The organism is Elusimicrobiota bacterium (assembly GCA_016218575.1).
In the GTDB taxonomy this organism is placed as follows: Bacteria; Elusimicrobiota; Elusimicrobia; order UBA1565; family UBA9628; genus JACRDN01.
The window spans coordinates 192,377-213,890 of the sequence record JACRDN010000014.1 but is presented as its reverse complement, the minus strand read 5'-3'; the positions used below and the strand labels follow the sequence as shown (position 1 = coordinate 213,890).

Genomic DNA, 21,514 nt, shown 5'->3' with positions numbered 1-21,514 from the left:
CATTTCCCTGGGTGACCACCTCTTTGCTATTCTTCATTTGAGCGTAACCTCCTTGGTGGGCCAGTTCAAGCTGGCCTCTTTTGATTTCCTCAACCAAAGGTTACGCTTTTTGCTTTTTCTCCATCAAACGGGACGCGGCCCGGTGTCGCTCAGGATGTACAGGAGCCTGTCGAGGAAATGGAATCTCAGGCCGGTGGTGGCGTCCAAGTCGAGGTCGCTGTGATGGACTTTATGGATTCTCCAGACAAGCGGCGTTTCGTGGGAGAGGCGGTGGACCCAGTACTGGCTTAAGTCCACGAACAAGAGGGTCAGCACTATGTTGGCCCATGGTCCTAGACAAACCAAGTTGAGAAAGCCCCACCCGCCCTCTTGAAGCCGCCGCAGAAGGGGAAGCAGGATAAACACGCTCAACCCGGGATCGATGAAGGTATTGAGGCCCGCCAAACCGAAGTTCGTAAGACACCGGGGAAGGAAGGCCGCCCGCCGAGGCCGCCAGGGGCGAATGCGCTCCAAAGCCATGAAGAATACAAGCCCGGCGGCGAAAACCCAATTGCAGAGAACGAAGTGCATGCGGACATCCTACCAGAAAATGATAGGATGCGCGGAGCATCCCCGCTGAACGATGGCCTGGGCCAATTTCGCGTTCAAGTATCGCCTGCACCTGATCGCCCTCTATTTTCTCGCCTTTCTCAACTCCGTCTCAGTCATGCACGGGGCGATCAAGCCGGGCTTCGCCGCGGCTGGGCTGTGCTTCTCCTGCCTGGCCGCGGCCGTTTATTTGTTCAACATGATCTGGGACGATGTCGAGGATAGGATCAATTCTCCAGGGGAATGCCTGGAAGAAAGACAAAAGCCCGCCGTCCGAGTCGGGAGCCTAGGCCTGTTCCTCATCCCTTTCATTTATCTATGGGCCAAAGCCCCTCTACGGGTCTGGGGATCTTACCTGGGAATAGGCCTTTTGGGGATTCTTTACAGCCGGCCCTGGGACGGAACGGACTTTCGTCTCAAGAACAGCGCCTGGACAAAAACGGCTACCATGACCGCCTGCGTCTTTTGGACCGTCGTCGTCGTCCCTCTAATGCTCAAGCACCCCCTGAACCTCGAGCTCCTTTGGCGCTGCTGGCTAAGAGCCTATCCCTCGGCGCTCGTGATCGCCGCCACTGGCTTGCTTTGGGACATCAGGGACGCGCGGGGAGACGCCGCGGCCGGAGTGAATACTCTGCCGGCCCTCTGGGGGGCCCCCGCGACCGTGGCATTGATCTGCGCCATGATGTCCTTCAACCTCCTGTGGCCCGCCATGGCCGCCGGAACGCCCACCAAAGCCAACTCCCTGATTACCCTGATCTTCGCGGCAGGGTCCATCGAATTCAAGCAAGGACTCTATTTCCACGCCCTGATCCTGGCGCAGACGGCGGCTGTCCTGGCCTGCCTGGCCTAAGGCGCCAAGGCAGGCCCAGGAGCTCCAGCAGCGTCAGATTGCCGGGATCCGGAAAATCCGGGAGGCCGATCTTGATCGAGTCCTGGTCGTCGATTTCGCGGTAACTGCCCAGCCAGCGGTCCCAAAACGAGAATATGATCCCATAGTTTGAATTCGTTTCCTGGCTGAGCGCGGAGTGATGGACGCGGTGCATGTCCGGAGTGGTGAATACCAATCGGGTCATTCTTTCCACGCCGATCGGGAGCCTAAAATTGCAGTGCTGGAAGTAGATCAGGACCAGAAGGAACACCCCGGCCGCCGCCGCGGAAATCCACGTGGAGCCAAGAACAACCATGACCGCGAAACGCACTGGGAGGAAAAGGGCGTGCTCAGCGACATGGAAGCGGAAGCCAGTGGTGACGTCCATCTGGGAATCCATGTGATGCACCATATGGATGCGCCATAATAAAGGGTTGCGGTGAAAATGCCTGTGGAATAGGAACGTCGTCAAATCGACCGACACGATCGTCGCCAAGACATTGCCCCAGAAGCCGATCCCCAAAAGAGGCAGCAGGCCGAGGCCCATGCCGCTGAACCAATGAAGGAATGGAAACATCCAAAGACCAACAGCGCAGTCCAGGGTGAAGATGCAGAAAGATAAGAATATATTGCGCCCGCAGCGAATCAGCTGCGAGTCGGGCGCCGGACGATAGCCCCACTTTTGCTCGCATGTCCAGAAAAGGAGGAGAGGGCCGAAGAAGTAGAGCGCCTCAGAGAACACAGCCGCTCATCTTGAAATCTCGATTTGGAGCGCCGAGAAAACGCCTCCGGAGGGCGAGATGCTGACGATCCCGTTGAATCCCGCCGGCACGCGGATCAAATGATCGCGCCTGGCCCGGAAAAGCCGCCCGTTGAGGTTGATGGTCGCTCCATTGTCCAAGACGATCCAAAGCAGCTCCTTTTTGACCGGACCCAGCCATTTGACCGCCTTTCTGACGGTCAAAAGGCCGGCAGACACCTTATTGCCGGCGACAAGGCGCCTGATCGAGAAAGGCTTCGCGGCATCCTTGCCCAGCCCATCCTTCATGAGAGAGTAAGCGTTATATCCCTGGGGGAGGGGCTTGCCTTGCCTGCGCAGGACCTCAACATCCTTGCCGGAGGCAAGCGCGTCCGCATACCGAGGCACCTGCACTCGCAATCCCCAATCCGACTTTTCGGATTCTAGGACGCCGGCCTCCATAAGGGACATCGCGCCGAAAACGCTAACGTCTCCCGCTTCGTGCGAAACGACACGCCCGTTGAGAAGGCGGTAGCTTCCCCTCTCCATGGCGAAAAACAGCGTCTCATTCTTGGCGATCACCGCTGGAATTTCCCGTTTGGGAAATACTATTGTCAGCAGGATTCGGTGATAGTTCTTGGAATCGTAGACGACGCGCTGCTCCCCGATATCGTTTTTCCAGGCCAGCGGCAGGGATTCCGGCTTGGACAAATCCACCATGGAGGGAGCATCCGCCTGGGCCCAGGCCAAAGAAGAAGCAAGAAGAATCGCCGCGATCAATCCGGAGCCGCTCGCCCGCATAGCGACTCGAAGGTATAACAAACGGGCCGCCCTGTCAATCGCCCGGCTCGAAAGGCATCCTAAGCAGACGCCCCAGGCCCAGCTCCTCACGCTTAGAGTACTCGGGCAGGCCGATCTCGATCGAAGACTGCTTGGGGCCTTCCCGGAAGCTCCCGAGCCAGCGGTCCCACACCGAGAGGATGATGCCGTAGTTGGAATGGTTTTCCTCTCCCCGCGTGGAATGATGGACGCGGTGCATGTCCGGGGTGGTGAAAGCGAGCTTAAACCGGAGCTCCACGTTCCCCGGCAAACTGAAATTGCAGTGCTGGAAATAGATGAAGACGGGCGCGGCCAGGCAGTAGGCGCTGGCCTGCGGGAAGCTCACCCCCATGAGGCAGGCGCAAACCAGGCGCGCCGACAATTCTATGGCGAATTCCCCGGGATGGCAGCGGGGTGCCGTGGTGACGTCCATGTCCCGGTCCGAGTGGTGCACTCTATGAAAGCGCCACATCCAAGGGACCTCGTGCAGGGCCCGATGCACCGCATAGAAGGCCAGGTCTAGGACCAGGAAAGACGCGGCCAAGCGCGCCGCCGGGGCCAGCCTCAGCCAGTGAAGCAGGCCCCAGGAACGGATTTCGAAAAAAAACAACGCGGGAGCCAGAAAAGCCAAATTGAAGGCCTGCTCCATAAACACCATGAAGGCCCCCATGGCCAAGTTCGCCCGCAAGCGCGGAGCCTGGGGTTTAAGCCACGGGCGCTGGGGATAAAGCCGCTCGGCCCCGGCCAACAGGATCATGGCGCAGGCGAGGAAGGCCAGGACCGCGCCGCTGCGCAGAATCCATATCCTCACGGCGGACCCAAACTCAGCAGCGCGGCGTCGAACACATGCGAATTACGCGAGCGGGCCATTTCCCTGAATTTCTCGCGCGCCAGTCCGTAGCCCGGCCAGAGCTCGAAGGCCCTGACGATCTCCCTCTCTGCCTCGTCCCAGCGCCCCGCGCGGGCGTAGGCCTCGGCCAAGGCCGCGTGAGCCCGGGCGACGCCGGAATCGGCCCGCACCGTGGCCTCGTGCAGCTCTATGTCCCCGCGGAAATCGCGCGCGCGGCTCCACGAGCGGACACCCCCCAGGATCAATAAAGCGGCCAGGGCGCCGCCCGCGGCCTTCCTTGACGAAGGGCCCGCGTCCCATGCCTTCGACAGGACCGCGGCCGCCGCCAGGCACGCGCCGGCAGAGGGCAGAAACAGGTAGCGCTCGGCCTCGAGGTTGCGCAGTAGAAACATGCCGCTGACTGGGGTGAGGCTGATGGGTATCCAGAGAAGTCCAAAGCTTAAAACAGGCTGGGATTTCCTAAGGCGCCAGCCCGCTCCGAGTAAAAGCACCAGAAGGAGGAGCCCTGAAATGACGCGCCGGTCTCCCCAATCCTGCGCCGGCCGCGGCGCGTAGTCGGCCTGCAGGCGCCGCGGCCAGAGAAGGAGCCGAACCTCGTCGCTCCAAACCGCGAGCGAGGTCCGCAGGCGAGTCGCGGGGTCGCGGTAGTAGCCCGACATCCAGCCCGGGGTCGCGGCCTTGGGGCGCGGCGGGGGCTCCGGAGGTCTTCCCAACCCCGAGGGACGGGAGAAGAAAGAGAAAAGACCCGGCCTGTCTTGAGCCAAGCGGCTGAAGACGTCTCCGCCGGCGTCGAGGCGGTAGCCCGCGCGAGGCGCGCGGAAGCCAAGGAACAAGACGAGGAGAGCCGCGGCCGCGGCGAGATAGGCGGCCCGGCTCTTCGGAGGCCTGCCGTCCTCCGGGAATATACAATCGGAAAGAAGAACCAGGGCCGGAAAAACCACCGCGCTTTCCTTGGACAGGAGAGCCGCCGCGAACGCCGCGAGCGAAGCCGCTCGCCAGCCGCGCCTATACAGGAAAAGCGCGAACGCCGCGAAGACAAAAGCCATCGAATCGCAGCGGTAGCTCACAAGAGCCACGGCCTCCGCGTGGACCGGGTGGCAGAGGAATAAGAGGGCCGCGGCAACGGCCAACAATCCGCGGCCCGATAGGAGCCACGCCAGGGCCAGCACAAGAAAAGCCGCCAGACCATGCCAAAGAACGCCGGTCAAGCGAAGGCCCCATGGCCGCTCTCCATAGACCGCCCGGTCGGCCAGGATGGAGGCCAACCACAGAGGGCGGGCCGAACCCCTCACGGGCAGGGGAGTGATCAAGCTCCGCGGGTCGAGCACCAACTTAAGATTCCTGGGCTCCCCCAAAAACGACTGCTCCTCCACGAAGGTGTGGTCGTCCCAGACCAGGGGATAGCCCAGCAGGGCGCCGTAGAGGAGGAGTCCGAGCAGCTCGAGCGCCAGGAGCCAGGCGATGCCGAGAAGGAAAATTCCTTTTTTCCCCATTGTGGGAGGAGTCCTCGTTAACATATCATAAGCTGCCGATCTTGGGCAATCAGCGAGACATGAGCCTTTCCTCTGGATTTTTAGCGCTGCTGCTGCTCGGGCCGCTTCAGGCCGCGGTCGAGATCAAGTCCGCGAACGGTGGATACTCCATCGAGAGGGATTCCCTAAAACTCGTCTGGAAGCCGGGTTCGGGCTTCGCGTTCTACGACCTCAAGGCCGACCCCGGGCAGGCGCGCGACGCCATCAAGGCAAATCCCGCCGCGGCCTGCGCCTTGGCCAAGATGCTCCTGGACCGGCTGCGCCAAGATCCGGCGAAGGCGAAGCCGCCGGCAAGCTCGAAAGACGTGGAAGAGTCCCTGCGCCGCATCGGCTACACGCGATGAGCTCCCTGGGACTGCTCCTCTTCCTCCTGGGGACCATTCCGACGGCCGTGGCCGAGTCGAGACCGGACGTGGTCCTCGTCACTTGGGACGCGGCCAGAGCCGACCACGCAGGCTGCTACGGCTACCGCCGAAAGACCACCCCGCTATTCCTGGACGCGCTCGCCAAGGAGGGCGCTCTCTTCGAGCGGGCCTACGCACAGGCCCCTTGGACGGCCCCGAGCCTGGCCACGTTGCTGACCTCCCGCTACCCCGAGGCCCATGCCTGCAACATCCTAAAGCCCATTCTGGACCCTGGGCTTGCCACCTTCGTCAAGGCTTTTCGGCAAAGCGGCTACCGCACCGCCGCTTTTGTCGCGGGCATGCCCGGAGAATCCGCTCTTGGGCTGACCCGCGACTTTGAGACCGTAAGGCCGTTCTGGGTCGGAGAGCCGCTCGAAAAAATTAGAAAGGAAGTCTTGGAATGGGCCGACGCCGGCGACCCCCGCCCTTTCCTGTTTTGGATGCACGCGTTTAATTCCCACCTTCCGTATTACTGCCCCAAGGCCTACCGGGAGCAATTCGAGCCCGACTACTCGGGCCCCGTCCACGAGGTGGACCAGGAGCTGTACGCCGAGCCGACCTTGGAGAAGCTTCTCGAGGTGATCCGCTTCTACAATGAGCCCTCTCCGGAAAATTCTCCCAATCCCAAGCTCCAAAGCCTCATGGCCCGCATCCAGGCCGACCCGAAAAACATCGCCCATTTCACCGCCCACTACGACGGCTGCCTGAATTACATGGACCGGGAATTCTCCATCCTCAAAAGGGAGCTGGAATCGGCGCGCCCGAGGGGCGGGATCATTTGGATCGCGAGCGCCGACCACGGGGAGCACCTGGGAGACGCGGTGGAGCACTCCAGCCCTACCCTGTCTCACCCTTTGGCGGACTTGCATGAAAGCCTGCTGCGCGTACCCCTCCTCATAAGGGTTCCCGGCGCGCCTAAAGGGCGAAGGATCAAGGCCCCGGTCATGCTCATGGATGTAGGCCCGACCCTCCTGTCGCTCGCCCGCGTCCCGATCCCGGAAGGCATGCAGGGCCTCGACCGATCGGCCGAGATCATGGGCAAGGCCGCCCGGCCGGCGAGGGCCTGGGCCTACGCCGCGGACGTCGCCGGCCGGGGTTCGGGCTGGAGCTGGACCTTGGTCAAGGGCGGATGGAAGCTGGCCCGGACCGGCCAAGGCTGGGAGCTCTACGATCTAAGCGCCGATCCCTTGGAGAAAAAAAACCGCGCCGACTCGGAGCCCGCCAAATTCTTGGAGCTGGCCGGCGTCTACCTCCCGGAAATCCACGCGGGCGCGAGCTCTAATGCACCCGCTCAATAAATTTCTGCGCTGGTATCCGGCGCTCATACTATTCTGGGCGGGGGTTGGTGCTTGGGAACTGCTCCTCGCCCCATCGGCGACGCGGCTTTTCCATCTTGCATTCATTCTCTACGCCGCGCCTCTGCTCACCTGGCGACTCCTCAACCTCTTTCATCCCATCCGCGAGGGGCTTTTCTACTTCTCCGAAAAGGACTATTCCCCATGGCTGGCGTCCAATTACATCCAGGACGTCTACAATGTGTTCCCCGGCCTGGAAGGCCCCCTTCTCCTGGCGCCGGGCCTCTTCAGCCTGTGGCTCAGGCTCTGGGGAAGCTCGGTGGGCCGGGGCGTCTACTGGGCTCCGCAAATCTGGATCATAGACCGCGGGCTTATGGATATAGGAGATGGAGCGGTTTTCGGCTCCCGGGTGGTGTGCTTTGGCCACATCATCAAACCCAAGAAAAACCGCCACATGCTCTATATCAAGAAGGTCCGGATCGGCGCCGGCGCCTTCGTGGGAGCGGCCTCCAGGCTCACCGCGGGCGCGAGCGTAGAGGCCGGAGCCTCCGTCCCGATCGTCTCCGACCTTTACCCCAACAGGCGCTTTCGCAAAACCTGATTTTTGATAGAATAAGTCATTATGTTCAAGAAGAGCCCTTCCGAAAATCAGCGCAAGGCGAACAAGCGCCGCAAGTACGTCAAGCCGAAATTGACCAAGCACGGCGCCCTGTCCCAGACAGCTCTGGCCCGCAGCTATTGAGCAAGCCCCGCCGCATCGCTTTGCTGCCGGGCACGAGCCTGGAGGACCCCACGTACCGGCGCTTGTTCGATGGGCTGGAGAGCTCCCTGCGCCCCCTGGGGTTTATGGCGCGCGCCTTCTCGCCCGATGAGGGAGGCGAAACTTTAGACCATTTCTCCCCAGACATGGTGCATCTACACTTCACCGGCCATCTTCCCGGGCCCTGCCGCCGGCTCCTCGCGCGCTCCATGGCGCGCGGCGCGCGCCTGGCCCTCACTTTCCAGGACTTGGACAACCAGGACCGCCCAGCCAGGACCGCGGGGCAGACCCGAGTGATTTCCGATCTAGTGGATAGGGCATTTTTCGTGTCCGCACTTACCCCAGCCATGGCGCTGCGCGTCGTTTCAAACTTTCCCCAAGCCCGGGGCAAAATCGCTTCCATAGGGAATGGCGTGGGCCCGGAATGGTTCCAGCCCAGAAGCGGGTGCCGGACGCCGAGCCTGGTGTCCATAGCGAGGCTTTCCCCTTATAAAGGAACGGACATCCTTCTCTGGGCTTTCCGCGAGCTTCTGGACGCCCATCCGGAGGCCCGTCTGACCCTTTTCGGCGAGGACTTTCAAAACGGCCACTTCCAGGGCTTGGCTGAAAAGCTTGGTCTGGACGGCTATGTGGAATTCAAGGGCTTAGCCTCCGCTTTTCGCTTGAAAGCAGCGCTTAAGTCATGCCGATTATTCGCCTTCACTTCCCGAGACGAGACCTACGGCATGGCCCTTCTCGAGGCCATGGCCGCCGCGGCTCCCATCGTGGCCTCCGCCACGGGGGCCGCAGCGCTTTTCATCGAGCATAAAAAGTCGGGCTGGCTTTGCACGCCCGGGGACTGGAAAAGCCTGGCCCGGGGGATGAAAGCCCTTTGGCGCGACGAGAGTCTAGGCGAGACCCTAGGCCGAGCCTGCAGAGAGGTAGCCCTAAGCCAGACGTGGGAGCGAAGGGCCTCGGAATATGCGCGATTATACGCCCATTAAGCTCAGCCTTGTCATCCTCACTTACCGGCGCCTGGCCTCGGTCCTGCGCTGCCTCTCGAGCCTTCGTGAAATGCCGCGTCCCGATGTCGAGGCGCTGGTCGTCCTCAACGGCAGGGAGGCGGACAACCCTCTGCTCTTGGAGGAATTGGCAGCAAAATACTCTTGGGCTAAGGCCTTCCCCATAGAAAGGAGCCCGCGGGGTCTGGCCCGGAACTTGGCCGCGTCCCGAGCCCGCGGGAAGCTCGTCTATTTCCTCGATGACGACGTCGTCGTCCCGGAGGGCTTTATCTCCAGCGTCCTGGAGGCCGCAGGACGACATCCCCTAGCGCCCGCCCTGGGCGGCCCCCACCTGGGAACCCCGGAAGCCTCCGACTTCCAGGCCGCGGCGGACTTTCTCCTGCGCTCGCCGCTTGGAGCCGGCCCCTTGCGGGCGCGGCATTCGCCGGGCTCGGAGGAAGGTCCGGCCCCGGGCTGGAAGTTCACCCTATGCAATTTGGCCTTCCGGAGGGAGATTTTCGAGCTCCACGGCCTGCGCTTTCCAGACCGCTGCGCCAGCGCCGAGGAGAATTTGCTCCTATTCGAAGTGGAGGAAAAACTGGGCCTTCCGGTATTCTCGCCGTCGCTGTATGTTTACCACGAGCGAAGAAACGGCCTTCTTCCCTTCATGCGCCAAACATTTCTCTGCGGCAAGGGCCGGGGAGAGATCACCCGAATCAAGCCTCTCTCGCTCCACCCAGCCATCCCGGTTCCCCTCCTCTTTGCAGCCTATCTGCTGGCATGGCCCGTTCTTCCGCGCGCGGCGGCCTTCGCAGCACCCCTACTGGCTTACGGCACCCTCGCTTTGCTCGAGTCGGCACGCCTGCTTCTCCGCCAGAGGCGCTGGCGCGCCGGCCTCTGGCTCGCGGTCCTGTTTCCGGCGGCCCATCTTTCATACGCCCTGGGCCTGGCCCGAGGACTGTGTTCGCGCCCATGAAGAGCCTCGCTCTCGACTTTTACGGAATAAGCCTTTCGGTGGAGGCGGACTCGTCCGAGATTCTCGAACCGCTGCGCAGGGATTTCGAATACTTCTCGGCGCCCGGCCCCACTTCGGACGGCCGGGAGCCTGCCGCCATTGGGATTCGGCTTTGGTTGAAGGCGCCGCCAGCCCATAGGCTGTCGGACGCTGGCGTTCCCATTTTTAAAACCAAAGAATTCTTGGTCAAGCAAAGAACAAGCCAACGGCTTATCTCCTATTGCGACCAGGCTTGGGCCTTCTACGACTACCGCTCCCGCCGAGGCGAGATATTCTGCGTCCGCCCAGAGAGGCTCCATGAGCTCGCGTATCTGGCCGCTCTCTCCCGGGTCGGAGAGGAGCTCGACCGGCGCGGACTCCACAGAATCCACGCGCTGGGCTTCGAGCATCGTGGCCTCGGAGGGCTCCTATTGCTGCCCTCCGGCGGAGGAAAAAGCACCATGGCCTTGGAGATGCTGGAGAGGGAAGGCTTCGGCATCCTCTCGGACGACACTCCGCTCGTGGATTGCGCCGGCCGGCTTAGGGCCTTTCCCCTCCGCCTCGGATTCCAGCCCTCGGCCGACCTGTCGGGCCTTCCCGCCCGGCACGTGCGGCAATTGACGCGCCGACGCTACGGAGTGAAGAAGCTGGTGGATTTGACCTATTTCAGAGACAAGGTAAGAAGCGATCTTCCCCTTTCATGGCTTTTGATAGGGCGGCGCGGCGCGGCAGCGCCCCTCCTGCGCCCGGCCTCATGGCCCATGGCTATCCGGGCCTTGGCCGTCCACCTCGTCTTGGGGCATGGGGTGGCCCAAATGGCGGAGTACATGCTCCGGCCCTCGCCCTACGGCCTCTCCAACCTGACCGGCATAGCCCTCTCGCGCCTGAAGACGGCCCGACGCATCCTTGGGCAAGTGCGGTCCTATGAATTTCAGCTGGGAAATAACCCGCGCCGCAATCTCGAGGCCCTCGGGGAATTTCTGAACAACTACTCCAGATCCACTTCGCGCAACTGCTTGTCGGCCCATAGCTCCACCCCTTCGGCGTCCGGAAGCCTGGCGCCGGGAAATCTCTCCTGGTAAAGCCGCGCCAACTCGTCTATCGCGAAGAAAGGCGCGGCCTCCCCCTGTAAAAGCAATTTCAGCCCCATGACTCGGCTCAAGAGGTAGTGGCGGACGTACTCCGTGGAGAAGCATCCTCCGGCGCTGGTGAAGCGCCAGGTCAGGCGCAAGGCGGCGAGGCTCTCCTTGGCCGCGTCCTGGAGGCCGGGTGCAGCGCCCTCGCCGCGGCGGGCAAGCGCCGAGCCCCAGCTGTATTGCCAAAGTCCGGGAAATCCTGCTCCGGCCGGAAGGAGGAGCCCATCGCGATCGGGCTCGCCGCAGGCTTCAAGAAAGCGCGCCGGACATTCCAGATAGGGCAGGCGGCTCCATAGCCGCCACAGGCTCTCGGACAGGATTATGGGCAAGGTCCCGGGCGCCCCACGCTCCAAGGCGAACGTCCTAAGCGCGGTGAAAAGGCGCGGAAGATCGCGCTCCTCCAAGGAATCGTCGTCCAAGACCAGATAGGAGCGGTAGAGGTCGTCGCAGGAGCCTCCGGTCAACGAAGCCCCCAGGGCTTGGCGCAGCTCGCAGGCAAGCCTCATGCGCCTGCCTCTCTCCACTAGGCGTTCCGCGTCCATTTTCTCCAGCGCCGAATGCAGGCCGCCCGGGGCCGAGGAATCGGCGGCTCGCCCTTGACGAAGGGAAAGCGCGCTTTGGTGCAGTTGCCTCAAGGCCTCGGCGCAGAGCGCGGCGTGCGCTGGCCGCGGCCCCGAGCGCGGGCAGCGCTCGGCCTCGAAAGCCGCGCGGCTCAGCGGCTCGGATAGCGCCCGCGCGGCGCGGGCGTAGCGCATCGCGTCGGTAAACGCCTTTTGGGCCTGGACCCGGGCCAGGCCCGCGCGCGCTCCGCGTTTCCAAAGACACGACTGCATGAGTCGGGTATAGGCGTGCGCCGCCTCCCCCAATAATTCCGGGCCGGGTATGCTCGAGGAAGCCCTTTGGCGGCGGGGAAATCCGCCCGCGAGAACCCGTCCCCGGGAGCCCAGCTCCGCGGCGCGGCGGCCGCCCCAGCGCAGATAAGCTTCCAAATCCTCCGGCCCCGCGACCAAAACTTCTCCGAAGAAGGGAAACACGGCCCTCCACCGCCTCAAGCTCTTCTGAAAACCACGGCACCATTCAAGGCCTCGCTCCTCCCCAAGCTCCCGGGCCACGGCCACGAAGTCGATGTCGCTCGTCCCCGGCCGCCAGTCCGATGAGGTCCAGCTGCGGTGCACCGCGAGGGCCTTGAGGCCTCGCCGGCGCCTCGCCCAAAACGCTAAAAGGCGAAGAGACAGCCGGGCCCAGCCGATAAAAATCCAGCGGAGAGGAGGAAAAGCCGCGCCTTTGAAAACCGCGTGAGCCAGAGCTCTCCGCGCCGCCGCCCGAAAGCCGCCGTCAAAAAGGCCGTCGCCAATGATCCGGACCGCGGCCGCCGGGCTCTGGGCCAGGCCCTGAGGATTGCCCTTGACCGCAACCCGATCGAGGACATGAACCCCCGAGTCCAAGCTGACCCCGACTCGGGAATTGCCACAGACCGACACCCGGCTCAGATTGGACGAGCCATCCTCGACCGCGAGGCCGAAAGAGTTGCCCATAAGGCCGCAGCGCGCCAAGTCGAGAGCGCCGCCCTTCTCCACGGAAATTCCGCTCTCCGCATTCCCCAAGAAAAGCGAGTTCTCGGCCCCAAGGGCGCCGCCGGACACCAGGGCGCCGTGTCGGCGGCAATTCTCGACGCGGGACCGCCGCGCTTGGGCCCAAGCGCCGGGCCCCACCTCGACACCGACCTCCCCCCCCAGGACACGTCCGCCGCTCCACGCCAGGCGGGCTCGGCCGCCGGCCAGGCTGATCCCGGCCCGCCCCGACTCCAGTATTTCACAGGAAGAGCACTCCGCACGTCCTTCCTCCACCGCGATTCCGAACGCGTTTTTTTCGAAGCGGCATGTGGAAAGTCGAGCGGCTCCGTTCTTGGCCAGATGAAGCCCGGCCCCCCCGCAGCCCCGGAAACGGCCGCGTCGCGCCTCCAAGGCCCCGCCCAGCAGGCTCACGCCATGGCCACGACAGTCTTCAAAGGAGGATTTTTTAAGGAAGACGTGGGCTTGAGCCGCAACCTCGAGCCCGATGCCTCCACCTCGGACAATTCCGGCGAGCAGGCGCAGGCGCCCTTGCGATGCGCGGATGGCCGCCTGGTTGCCCTCCATGACGCAGCCGGCAAGCTCCGCCTCTCCTCCGGCCACGCTCATTGCCAAGACGGGATGGTCCCGGATCCGGACGCCCCTGGCCTTGAGGCGCCCCCCGGAAAGGGATATCCCGACCGAGGTGTTGTCTGAAAACTCGCAGTTTTCCAGGTTCCCCCGCCCTTGAGCGAGAGAAAAACCGAAGGCGTTGCGCTCCAGGGAGCATCGCTCCAAGCGCACGCGGGCGCTTCCCGAGGCATGGACTCCCGCCGAGCCATGCCCGGAGAATACGCAGCCGCGCGCCGTCAAGCGCCCCCCGACCGCCGCGACGCCGTGGCGCAGGCAATTGTCCACGATCACATCCTGTATCTCGGCCCGAGCGTTGGCCGAGAGCTCCAAGCCCGTGCCGCCCCCCCGGAGCTCTCCCTTCCTCCATTGCAGACGCGCAGAGCCTGCGCCCTCGGCGGGCGGACTCAGGACAACTCCGGCTCGGCCATTATCGAGGACCCGACAATCCTGAAGCTCAGCTAGCCCCTCTTGGAGGGACAAGCCCCATGCGTTTTTCTCCAAGACGCACCCGGAAAGCTCCGCTCGGCCGCCGGCCTTGACGAGCAGTCCTGCGCCTGCGTGGCTTAGGAATATAGACCCGCGGGCCGTCAGACACCCGCCCGAGATAGTCGCGCCATGCCCGCGGCCATTATCCAAGCGCACGCCCTCGAGCTTGGCGCGCGAGCGGTTGAGGAGCTCAAGGCCGGACTCTCCGCCCTTGAGCCGCCCTCCTTTCCAGGAGAGAGTCCCCAACGACAAGGCTATGCCGACGACGTTATCCTCGAAGAGCCCATCCTCCATGCTCAACGTCCCGCCCCGCCATGAAATCCCCCAGGCGTTGCGCTTGAAGCTCACCTCCCTGAGAAAAAGGCCGGCCCGGCCGAAGCCGTTGACTCCTCCGATTTCGCTTCCCGACACGTCCGCGCGGGCCAAGGAGCCGCTCGAGCCCGGCATGAAATGGATTCCCCCCCAGGGCTCGCCCCCGCCGAAGCGTATCCGGCTCGCGGCCTCGCCCTCGGCCTTCAAGCGGCCCGCCACCAAAATGCGGCAGCGCCCCGCACTACGCGCGTAGCGCCCGTGATGGTTGGTGCAGAGCGACTCGGGCGCAAAGCCGATCTCGGTCCCGGGAAGAATTTCAAGCGTGACGCCGGGCGGGACGTAGACGTCTCCGAGCAGGCGGACCTTCCCCGACCAGGAGGCTCCCTCCTCGACGATGCCGAAAATCTCCCGCTCCGCGGAAAGGTCCTCGCTCGGCGCGCCCTCGGGAGCCTCGCCGGCCAAAAGGCGCGCCGCCAAGTCGGGAAGATGCCGGTCCCACAGGCGGGAGACAAGGCAATGGCAGAGGGCCAAGGCGCTGCCCGCTGCTCCGGCTCCCGAGAGGCGTGAGAACGGTTTAATGGCAAGCTGGTGCAGGCCAGCGGCCGGCACCGAGAGAACTGCCCCAATGGCGCGCGCCTTGGCGCTGTCGAGCCTGATCCAGCGCCTGCCCCGCCGCACGGCCACAACTTTTCCAATGAAGGAATTCTCGGGAAGCGACGGATCAAAGGACAGCTTCACGTCGCCCTTGGTGAGCCCATGCGAAACACCCTCCCTCTTGAATCGCCCCCAAAGGCGGTGCACTAGATAGTCGGCTTCCCCTTTTTCCCAATGGAGGATCACCGCCACGTCGCCCACGGAGAGGCTCTCGAGCCCGGCTCGGCGATAATAGACCAGGTCGCCGGGCTCTATCAGGAAGCGCATGGAATCGCTGCGCACGCGCAGGCCCGGCTCGACCGGATTCACGGGGCGGAGGCTTTCTGGGCGGCTTCCGGATCGAGTTCGTCCAAGAAGCTCAAGGACTTGCGGCACCATTTGTCGAGGAACACGTCGCGGTTGGCACGGGCCTGGGCCGCCATGGCCTCGAAGCTCCCGAAGCTCTTATGACCGAAATGGTGCACGAAAACGTCCTGCGCGCAGGCAAGCTCATAGCCCGCTTGCCTGAGCCTCAGGCAATAATCGTACTCCTCGTAGCAGCCCCGGCCGAAACGCTCGTCGAGAAGGCCGACCTTGGCGACCGCCTCACGCTTGAGAAGCAGGCAAAAGCCGGTCAAGCGGGGAACCGAGAGCGCCTGGCCCTGGTGCTTGAGGGCCCAGGCCTGGGCGAACAGGGGCAGCTCCTTGAGCCCCTGGTAGCCCGCTCCCGGCACGAGCTGAAAGCCCACGGTCTCGTTGGTGCAGGGGCCCGCGGCCGCGATCCGGGGCAAGCGCGTGGCACAGGCAATGAGCCCCTCGAGCCAGCCCGCAGTCACGACCACGTCGCTGTTGAGCCATACCAGATAGCGGCCCTTGGCCTTCTCCATGCCTTGGTTGATCGCCTTGGCGAACCCCAGGTTCTCCGGATTGCGGATGAGGCGCACGCCGGGAATCTTTTTGGCCTGGGCCGCGGTCCCATCGGTCGAACCGTTGTCCACGATGATGATCTCGTAGGGCTTACGGGTGCACGCGAGCACCGAATCCAGGCACTGGCGGGTGTATTTCCATTGGTTAAAGCAAGGGATGATGAGGCTTGTCAAGGCCGTGGCCGGGGCCCGGCGCGCCGCCGCGAGCTTGAGCAGGCGCTTTGTAAGCCTAGGCCTTCGGCCTGGGCTGAAATTCCAAACGTCCGAAAATATATGCTCCGCGCAGGGAGCGCTCCTGCCAAAAGAAGCCCGGACGAGCGGGCATTTCATCCCCTCGAGAATTTGCAGCGGCCAATTCTCGCCCACGACCACCGCCGCGGCATACTCGGCGCCGGAGGCCTGGCTCAGAAAGCCCGCGGCCCTTCCAGGGGCCACGGCCAGGAGATCGAGCTCCCAGTCCTTGCCGAGCTCGCGCAGGAGCAGTCCCCGCCAGCCGCGGAAGGGGGACGCAGACGAGGGAAGAAGAACGAGCACTCTCCTCTTTTTCATGAATGAGCGGGAGCCGGGGAAATATCCGACCACGCGGCGCGCAGCACACGGTCCAAGACCGGGTTGGCGATGCAGTTGAGCCAGCAGCGGCATTGGCAGGGCCGCAGTTCGCCCCTCAGCGCCTCGGCACGGGCCGAGCTCCAGATCCGGTCGAAGGGAGCGTTTCTGACGTTGCCGACATGCTTGTTTTTGTTGACCGGACAGAAGAAGAGATTTCCCTCCGGATCCAGCATGGCGTAGCGCCGGCCGGCCATGCAGTCATCGAAAAACCTGGGCGAACCCCGCCCGTGCCGGCGCAGATAGCGCCAATAGAGGAGCTGGATCCAAAGTCCGTGCGACTCGGGCGCGGGACGCGTCAGCCAGCGCTCCAAGGCCCCGTGGCGAGCCGCTATGTCCGCAAGCACCCGGTCTATCTGCGACTCGACCTCGTCCAACTCCGCGCTTTGCCATTGGAAGCGCTCCGGGGCCTGGTAGCCCTCGTGATTGACCACGAATTGGCAGCCGAAGCCCAGGCCTTCCTCCTGGGCGAATCGGTAGACGGCCCAAAGATCCCGGTGATTCCTGGGAGTGATGGTGAAATTAACGCTGGCCCGGATATTCGGGAATTCCCGGCGCAGCATCTCAAGGGATCGCCTAAAGCCATGGAAAGCCCCTTTCTGTCCTCGGACGAGGTCATGGGTCTCCTCGAGGCCGTCCAAGGAGGATCCCAGCCAAATACCGGAGGCTCCGAGAGCTTCCGCTTCCAGGAGCTTGCGCCTCAAGAGCTCCGCGTTCCAGAAATTGGTGAGCACCCCCAAAGAGGCCTCAGGGTAAAGCCGGCGCAGGAGCGCTACGATTTGCGGGGCGTCCGGCCGGGTCCAGGGCTCGCCGCCGGTCACTACAACGGTGCGCACGCCGCGAAGGAGCTCCGATCGGGAAATGAATGCCTCGATCTCGGCCGGGTTCAACTGTCGCGCCAGGGAGCCCGGATCGCGCGAGGGCATCTCCCAATGGTGGCACATCACGCACTTGAGGTCGCAACGGTGGGTGATCTCCAGGTGCAGCTCGCGGATGGGCTCGGGGTCGCAGCATCCCTCGAGGGCCTTGAGCCCCGCCCCCACCCACTCATCGAGCTGCTTGAACACCAGGCGCGACGACTCCGGGCTCATAGCGCCTGGATCAAGCCTTCCCGGCTCAACTCCTCCACGAGCTCGTCCACGTCCCGGCGCAGTTCGGCCCGCGCCACCTCGTACTCGCCAAAGAGCTTATCCACGATATTCTCGGCGGGCTCGCCCTTGACCAACAGATCCCAGATGGAGGCGGCGGGGTCATTGAGCGAATAGTAGACGCTGTTTTCCAGGTTGAGTATTACGGCCTCGCCCTGGACCCGGCGCCATGCCACGTTGGAGGAATGCTTGAATGTCACGCCTTAATTTATCAAATTTAGCTATAATTTCGCCGTCCGGCTTTGCGGAAAGGTGCGTGAGCGGTTGAAACGGCACGACTGGAAATCGTGTAGGGTGTAACAGCCCTCGGGGGTTCGAATCCCCCCCTTTCCGCCGGCGCTTTCCCCGGCGAATTCTAAAATAACCTTTGAAACAGGATCGGCGGATCCGCCTTTGGGAAGTCCTGGCCCTGGGCCTGGCCAGCCTCCTGGCGCTGGTAAGCGCCCCGGCCCAGTACCTCGGCCGCCAGCAAGACGACCTCCTCTACGTCATCGCCTCGCACGCCTTGAGCCAAGGCCGCTACCGTCTCTTCACGAGCCCCGGCCTGCCGCCCCTGACCTTCGTCATTCCCGGCCTGCCGCTTCTGCTCCTGCCGGTGACTTTCCTAGCCGGAGAGAATTTCGCGGCCTACCAGATTATTTCGACTCTCCTCATGGCCTTGAGCCCGTGGCTTTTCTGGCTTTGGCTGCGGCGCAAAAAAGAGCCCTCAGCCGCCCTGCTCTGCCTCGTCTTCGCCTCGAGCCCCATCGTGCTGAGCCAAGCCGGGACCGTGATGAGCGAGATTCCCTACCTCCTCCTGGTCTTTCTCCTGCTCGCGGCCCTGGACGCCCCGACCGGCTCTGGCTGGGCCGGGGGCGGGCTTCTCCTGGCCCTGACGCAAATACGGCCGGCCGGAATTTCACTGCTCCCCGCCGCCGTCGCTCGGGCCTTGGCGGGCGGGCGATGGCGGCAAGCCCTACGGCTTCTCCTTGCGCCCTTGCTCGGGCTGGGGCTTTGGGCGCTTTGGTCCTGGAACAGGTCCGGCTCGGTGCAGGAGCTCGGGGAATTTGGCCTGTCGTACGGCGGACGGCGATGGCTGGATATTCTTCAAGTCTCCCGCGAAAACGCGGGCTTCTATCTGTCCTCTTGGGGTTCCTGCTATTTTCCGCCCGCGTGGGGCCAAGGCCCGGCGGCGATGGCCGCGGGGCTCCTCCTTTTTGGCGCGAGCCTTCTAGGACTCAAACGGATTCTCAAGAAGGACCCTCAGGAGCCCGCCGCCTGGGCTCTCGTCGGCGCGCTCCTCATGCACGCGATCTGGGCCTGGCAGTATGAGCGCTACCTTATAACGCTTCTGCCTTTCCTGCTCTGGGCCCTGGCCCGCGCCTTGGGACCGGCCAGGGCTCCCGTCCTGGCCGTCATGCTCGCCGCGCAACTCGGCTTTCACTCGATCCCGCGGCTCTTCAAGCCCAATCTATGGGCCGAGCCCGAGCTTTCCCTCACCTATTCCTGGATACGAGCCCACGGCGCTGAGTCCGACATCCTGGCAAGCCCCCTGTACGTGCGCGACGGGTTTTACGCCAGGCGCCCAAGCCTGCCCCTGCCCGACTCCGCGCGGATCGAGGAGTTCCATGACCTCCTCAAGAGGCACCGCGCCCGCCTCGTCCTCTGGCAAGAAGGCCTGGCCCTGGGCCTAGCCCGGGGCCAGGCCGGGCGGATCGGCCAGATGTTGGAAAGAGCCCGCTGTAATTTGGAGAACCAGCGCTTCTTCAAGCTCGTTTATGAAAATTCCGGGGAGCGCAGCCGCGTCTATGAACTCCAGTAAAGGCCAACTTCCCTGGGCGCTCGCGGCCGCGGCCTCTCTCTTCTACTTGTGCTTTCACTCCACTTTCTACAACTTCGACGGCGTGGCCTGCGCGATCGCCGTTGAGCTCTCGGATTTTCCCCATCTGGTCCACGGCAACCACCTGGCCTACGGGCTGGCGGGATGGCTCTTCCACCAGCTCTGGAAGCTGTTAGGCTACAGGGGGCCCGCGCTCTTCTGCCTGCAAGTCCTAGACAGCCTCCTGGGAGGAGCTGGGATAGGCCTCTTCTGCTCCCTCCTCCTGGCCCAGGGCTTTACGTATCCGCTGGCGGTTCTGGGAGCCCTGGGGCTGGGATTCTCCCAGGCCTATTGGCTGTGGAGCCTCGAAGCCCAGGTCTACTTATTTGGCGTTTTCTTTCTACTGGCCGCGCTCCGGGAGCTATGGAGCCAGAGCCCCCGCCCCCGAGCGGCGGCCCTGGCTCACGGCATGGCGATCCTGGGGCATGCCGGCCATGCGATGTTTTTTCCGGCGGCGGCAACTTTGCTTCGCAAAAAGAAACTGAGAACTTATACGGCGGTCCTCCTCATCACGGCGGTGGGGGCTTACGCCTTTTGCGCGCTTTCCCTATTACGACACCAAAGTCTCCACGCATGGAGACTTTGGATACTGGGCAGCGCGGCCCTCCAGCCCGACCGGTCCTTCTCCTGGCACGGCGGGTACTCTTGGGACAACCTCCAGGAATGGGCGAGGATGACATTGAATATTTTCGCGGACTCCAGAGAACTCGAGGGAGCTCCCCAAATAACGGCACTACTGCTCTCCATCTCGGCCTTGGCCGCGGCGGGCCTCGGCCTTCCCTCTATTAGGGGCGCCGCTGGGCCGCGCCGGAGGCTGGCGATTTTCTGCCTGGCGTGGCTTATCTCCTACGCCGCGCTCTTCGTTGGTTGGGAGCCATACACCATCGTCTACAGGATTGCGGACCTGATCCCGCTCTGGGTCCTGGCCCTCATCGGACTCGAACGGCTGCCGCCGCGGCTTCAAGGCTCCGTTCTCGCCGCTTGGGTCGCGGCGGCGGGGCTTTTCAATTGGCGCTTCTCCATCAAGCCCAACTGCGACCCCGAGCGCAACTGGGAGTATCAGGAGGCCCTCTGGGTGAGGCGCCAGACTCCGGAGGAGGCCTGGCTTGTAGCGACCGCCCGGGCCCAGGTGTATTACCCCTACTTCGCCCACCGCCGGCCCCTGAACATGCGCTATTACTCCAGCGACCGGAAAGCCTTGACCGAGAAGCTCGACGGCTTGGCCGGCCAAGGCTTTCCGGTCTACATCACCTCGAGCGTTCTGAAAAGCGCCGACTGGGAAGGATTCTTCAGGGACTACGGCCTGGAGGAGGTCGCGAAACGGGACGCGTCCCATCTCTACAAGATCAATAGGCGAAAGGGAATCCCAAGGGCAGGAGCCAAAAGAGGTTGAACAAAGCGGCCGCGCTCAAGAAAGGCCCGAAGGGGATGGGATCGAAGCGCTTGAGCCGGCCTTGGAGCATCTGGGGCGCGCCGTAGGCGGCCCCGAGGAGCGAGCCCAGCATCAGGCAGTCGAAGGCCCCCAGGCCCCCGCTCCAGGCCCCCACGGCCGCCAGGAGCTTGACGTCTCCCCCGCCCATCGCCTCCCGCTTAAATATCTTCTCTCCCACCCAGGCCACGCCCCAGCAGAGCAGGAAGCCGACCGCGGAGCCTAGAAGGCTCCAGGCGAAGGCCCAGATTCGATGGGAAAATCCCTCCAGAAGATAGGGATTGACGGGAGCCGCGATCCAGCCCAGGACCAGCAGGCCCAAAGAAAGCTCGTCCGGGATGAGGAAGGTATCCCAGTCGATCAATGCGATGGCCAAAAGAGCCGTCGCGGCCAGGCTCGCCGCCGCGACCCAAGGAAAGTCTCCCCAGCGCAGCCACAGCCCCAGGGAAAGCAGCGCCCCCGCCGCTTCCACGGCCGGATAGCGGGGCGATATCCGGGCCCGGCAGGAGCGGCAGCGCCCCTTGAGCGCCAGCCAGCTAAAGACGGGGAGATTGTCATGCCAGGCGATGGCCTTGCGGCAATGGGGGCAGCGCGAACGCGGGGAAACGACGGACTGCTGCTTGGGAAGGCGCTGGATGAGGACGTTGGCGAAGCTCCCCAGGCACGCTCCCCACGCGAACGCAAGAAATCCCATAACTCGAGGGTCCCTCCAGCAAGAGCAAGAGGCTCCCGGCTTGCGCCGGGAGCCTCTTTTCTACGGTCTTTGCTGAATTAGTACGTCGTCCAGACGCTGCCCTTGGTGTCGGTGTGCGTGCAGTTGACCCACACGGTTCCGAGGTTGGCGTTAGACATCGTATTGTTGTACAGCCAGCCGCCCGCGTCCGCCGAGGTCGTGCCCGCCGTTACGGTGGAGGCGTCCGAGTGGTAGTTCGGGGCCTTGGCCACGGGAACGGAACTCAGGTACTTGC

Annotated in this window: 19 protein-coding genes and 1 tRNA gene; 10 read left to right on the top strand and 10 right to left on the bottom strand. The window is 63.6% G+C overall.

Going from position 1 to position 21,514, the window contains the following annotated elements:
- Window positions 1–123: 123 nt before the first annotated feature.
- On the bottom strand, window positions 124–570 hold the full coding sequence (locus HY921_04865) for a sterol desaturase family protein (GenBank protein ID MBI5630198.1): 447 nt from the start codon (window positions 568–570) through the stop codon (window positions 124–126).
- Window positions 571–622: 52 nt separating this feature from the next.
- Here HY921_04865 and HY921_04860 point away from each other — a divergent pair, with 52 nt between their 5' ends.
- Window positions 623–1,438, top strand: coding sequence for a UbiA family prenyltransferase (locus HY921_04860; GenBank protein MBI5630197.1), 816 nt, complete (start codon window positions 623–625; stop codon window positions 1,436–1,438).
- Here HY921_04860 and HY921_04855 read toward each other — a convergent pair.
- The 4 genes from HY921_04855 to HY921_04840 form a co-directional block, all read right to left on the bottom strand.
- Complete coding sequence (locus tag HY921_04855; GenBank protein ID MBI5630196.1) at window positions 1,368–2,033, bottom strand: sterol desaturase family protein; 666 nt, start codon at window positions 2,031–2,033, stop codon at window positions 1,368–1,370. The two genes, HY921_04860 and HY921_04855, sit on opposite strands and share 71 nt — an antisense overlap.
- 171 nt (window positions 2,034–2,204) lie before the next feature.
- The gene (locus tag HY921_04850; protein MBI5630195.1) at window positions 2,205–2,996 is read right to left on the bottom strand and encodes a hypothetical protein; all 792 of its coding nucleotides are present in this window, start codon (window positions 2,994–2,996) and stop codon (window positions 2,205–2,207) included.
- Window positions 2,997–3,030: 34 nt separating this feature from the next.
- Window positions 3,031–3,825: a sterol desaturase family protein gene (locus HY921_04845; GenBank protein ID MBI5630194.1), complete on the bottom strand. Its 795-nt coding sequence runs from the start codon at window positions 3,823–3,825 to the stop codon at window positions 3,031–3,033.
- A complete protein-coding gene (locus tag HY921_04840) occupies window positions 3,822–5,357 on the bottom strand; it encodes a hypothetical protein (protein ID MBI5630193.1) in 1,536 nt (511 codons plus the stop codon). The genes HY921_04845 and HY921_04840 overlap by 4 nt, the downstream gene beginning before the upstream one ends.
- A 59-nt stretch (window positions 5,358–5,416) precedes the next feature.
- Between HY921_04840 and HY921_04835 the strand changes: the two genes are divergently transcribed.
- From HY921_04835 to HY921_04810, 6 genes are all read left to right on the top strand, one after another.
- Complete coding sequence (locus tag HY921_04835; GenBank protein ID MBI5630192.1) at window positions 5,417–5,740, top strand: hypothetical protein; 324 nt, start codon at window positions 5,417–5,419, stop codon at window positions 5,738–5,740.
- Window positions 5,737–7,098 carry a sulfatase gene (locus HY921_04830; GenBank protein ID MBI5630191.1) on the top strand — a complete coding sequence of 454 codons (1,362 nt, stop codon included), beginning with the start codon at window positions 5,737–5,739 and terminating at the stop codon, window positions 7,096–7,098. The genes HY921_04835 and HY921_04830 overlap by 4 nt, the downstream gene beginning before the upstream one ends.
- Window positions 7,082–7,696, top strand: coding sequence for an acyl transferase (locus HY921_04825; protein MBI5630190.1), 615 nt, complete (start codon window positions 7,082–7,084; stop codon window positions 7,694–7,696). The genes HY921_04830 and HY921_04825 overlap by 17 nt, the downstream gene beginning before the upstream one ends.
- A 137-nt stretch (window positions 7,697–7,833) precedes the next feature.
- Complete coding sequence (locus HY921_04820; GenBank protein ID MBI5630189.1) at window positions 7,834–8,838, top strand: glycosyltransferase; 1,005 nt, start codon at window positions 7,834–7,836, stop codon at window positions 8,836–8,838.
- Window positions 8,816–9,811: a glycosyltransferase gene (locus HY921_04815; GenBank protein MBI5630188.1), complete on the top strand. Its 996-nt coding sequence runs from the start codon at window positions 8,816–8,818 to the stop codon at window positions 9,809–9,811. The genes HY921_04820 and HY921_04815 overlap by 23 nt, the downstream gene beginning before the upstream one ends.
- Complete coding sequence (locus tag HY921_04810; GenBank protein MBI5630187.1) at window positions 9,808–10,911, top strand: hypothetical protein; 1,104 nt, start codon at window positions 9,808–9,810, stop codon at window positions 10,909–10,911. Before HY921_04815 ends, HY921_04810 begins: the two co-directional genes overlap by 4 nt.
- Here the strand turns inward: HY921_04810 and HY921_04805 are convergent.
- From HY921_04805 to HY921_04790, 4 genes are read right to left on the bottom strand one after another with little or no spacing between them, the layout of a single operon-like run.
- Complete coding sequence (locus HY921_04805) at window positions 10,818–14,909, bottom strand: right-handed parallel beta-helix repeat-containing protein (GenBank protein ID MBI5630186.1); 4,092 nt, start codon at window positions 14,907–14,909, stop codon at window positions 10,818–10,820. The two genes, HY921_04810 and HY921_04805, sit on opposite strands and share 94 nt — an antisense overlap.
- Window positions 14,906–16,054, bottom strand: coding sequence for a glycosyltransferase family 2 protein (locus tag HY921_04800; protein MBI5630185.1), 1,149 nt, complete (start codon window positions 16,052–16,054; stop codon window positions 14,906–14,908). The genes HY921_04805 and HY921_04800 overlap by 4 nt, the downstream gene beginning before the upstream one ends.
- Entirely contained in the window at window positions 16,051–17,202 is a 1,152-nt protein-coding gene (locus tag HY921_04795) for a radical SAM protein (GenBank protein ID MBI5630184.1), read from the bottom strand. The genes HY921_04800 and HY921_04795 overlap by 4 nt, the downstream gene beginning before the upstream one ends.
- A complete protein-coding gene (locus HY921_04790; GenBank protein ID MBI5630183.1) occupies window positions 17,199–17,459 on the bottom strand; it encodes a PqqD family protein in 261 nt (86 codons plus the stop codon). The genes HY921_04795 and HY921_04790 overlap by 4 nt, the downstream gene beginning before the upstream one ends.
- 46 nt (window positions 17,460–17,505) lie before the next feature.
- Here HY921_04790 and HY921_04785 point away from each other — a divergent pair.
- The 3 genes from HY921_04785 (at window position 17,506) to HY921_04775 (ending at window position 20,510) form a co-directional block, all read left to right on the top strand.
- Window positions 17,506–17,592 (top strand) — tRNA-Ser (locus HY921_04785).
- 34 nt (window positions 17,593–17,626) lie between these two features.
- Window positions 17,627–19,060, top strand: a complete 1,434-nt coding sequence (locus HY921_04780; GenBank protein MBI5630182.1) for a hypothetical protein — start codon at window positions 17,627–17,629, stop codon at window positions 19,058–19,060.
- On the top strand, window positions 19,047–20,510 hold the full coding sequence (locus HY921_04775; protein ID MBI5630181.1) for a hypothetical protein: 1,464 nt from the start codon (window positions 19,047–19,049) through the stop codon (window positions 20,508–20,510). Before HY921_04780 ends, HY921_04775 begins: the two co-directional genes overlap by 14 nt.
- Here HY921_04775 and HY921_04770 read toward each other — a convergent pair.
- Window positions 20,464–21,240 (bottom strand): prepilin peptidase, encoded by a 777-nt coding sequence (locus HY921_04770; GenBank protein ID MBI5630180.1) that lies wholly within the window; start codon window positions 21,238–21,240, stop codon window positions 20,464–20,466. The genes HY921_04775 and HY921_04770 overlap by 47 nt on opposite strands.
- Window positions 21,241–21,514: the final 274 nt, after the last annotated feature.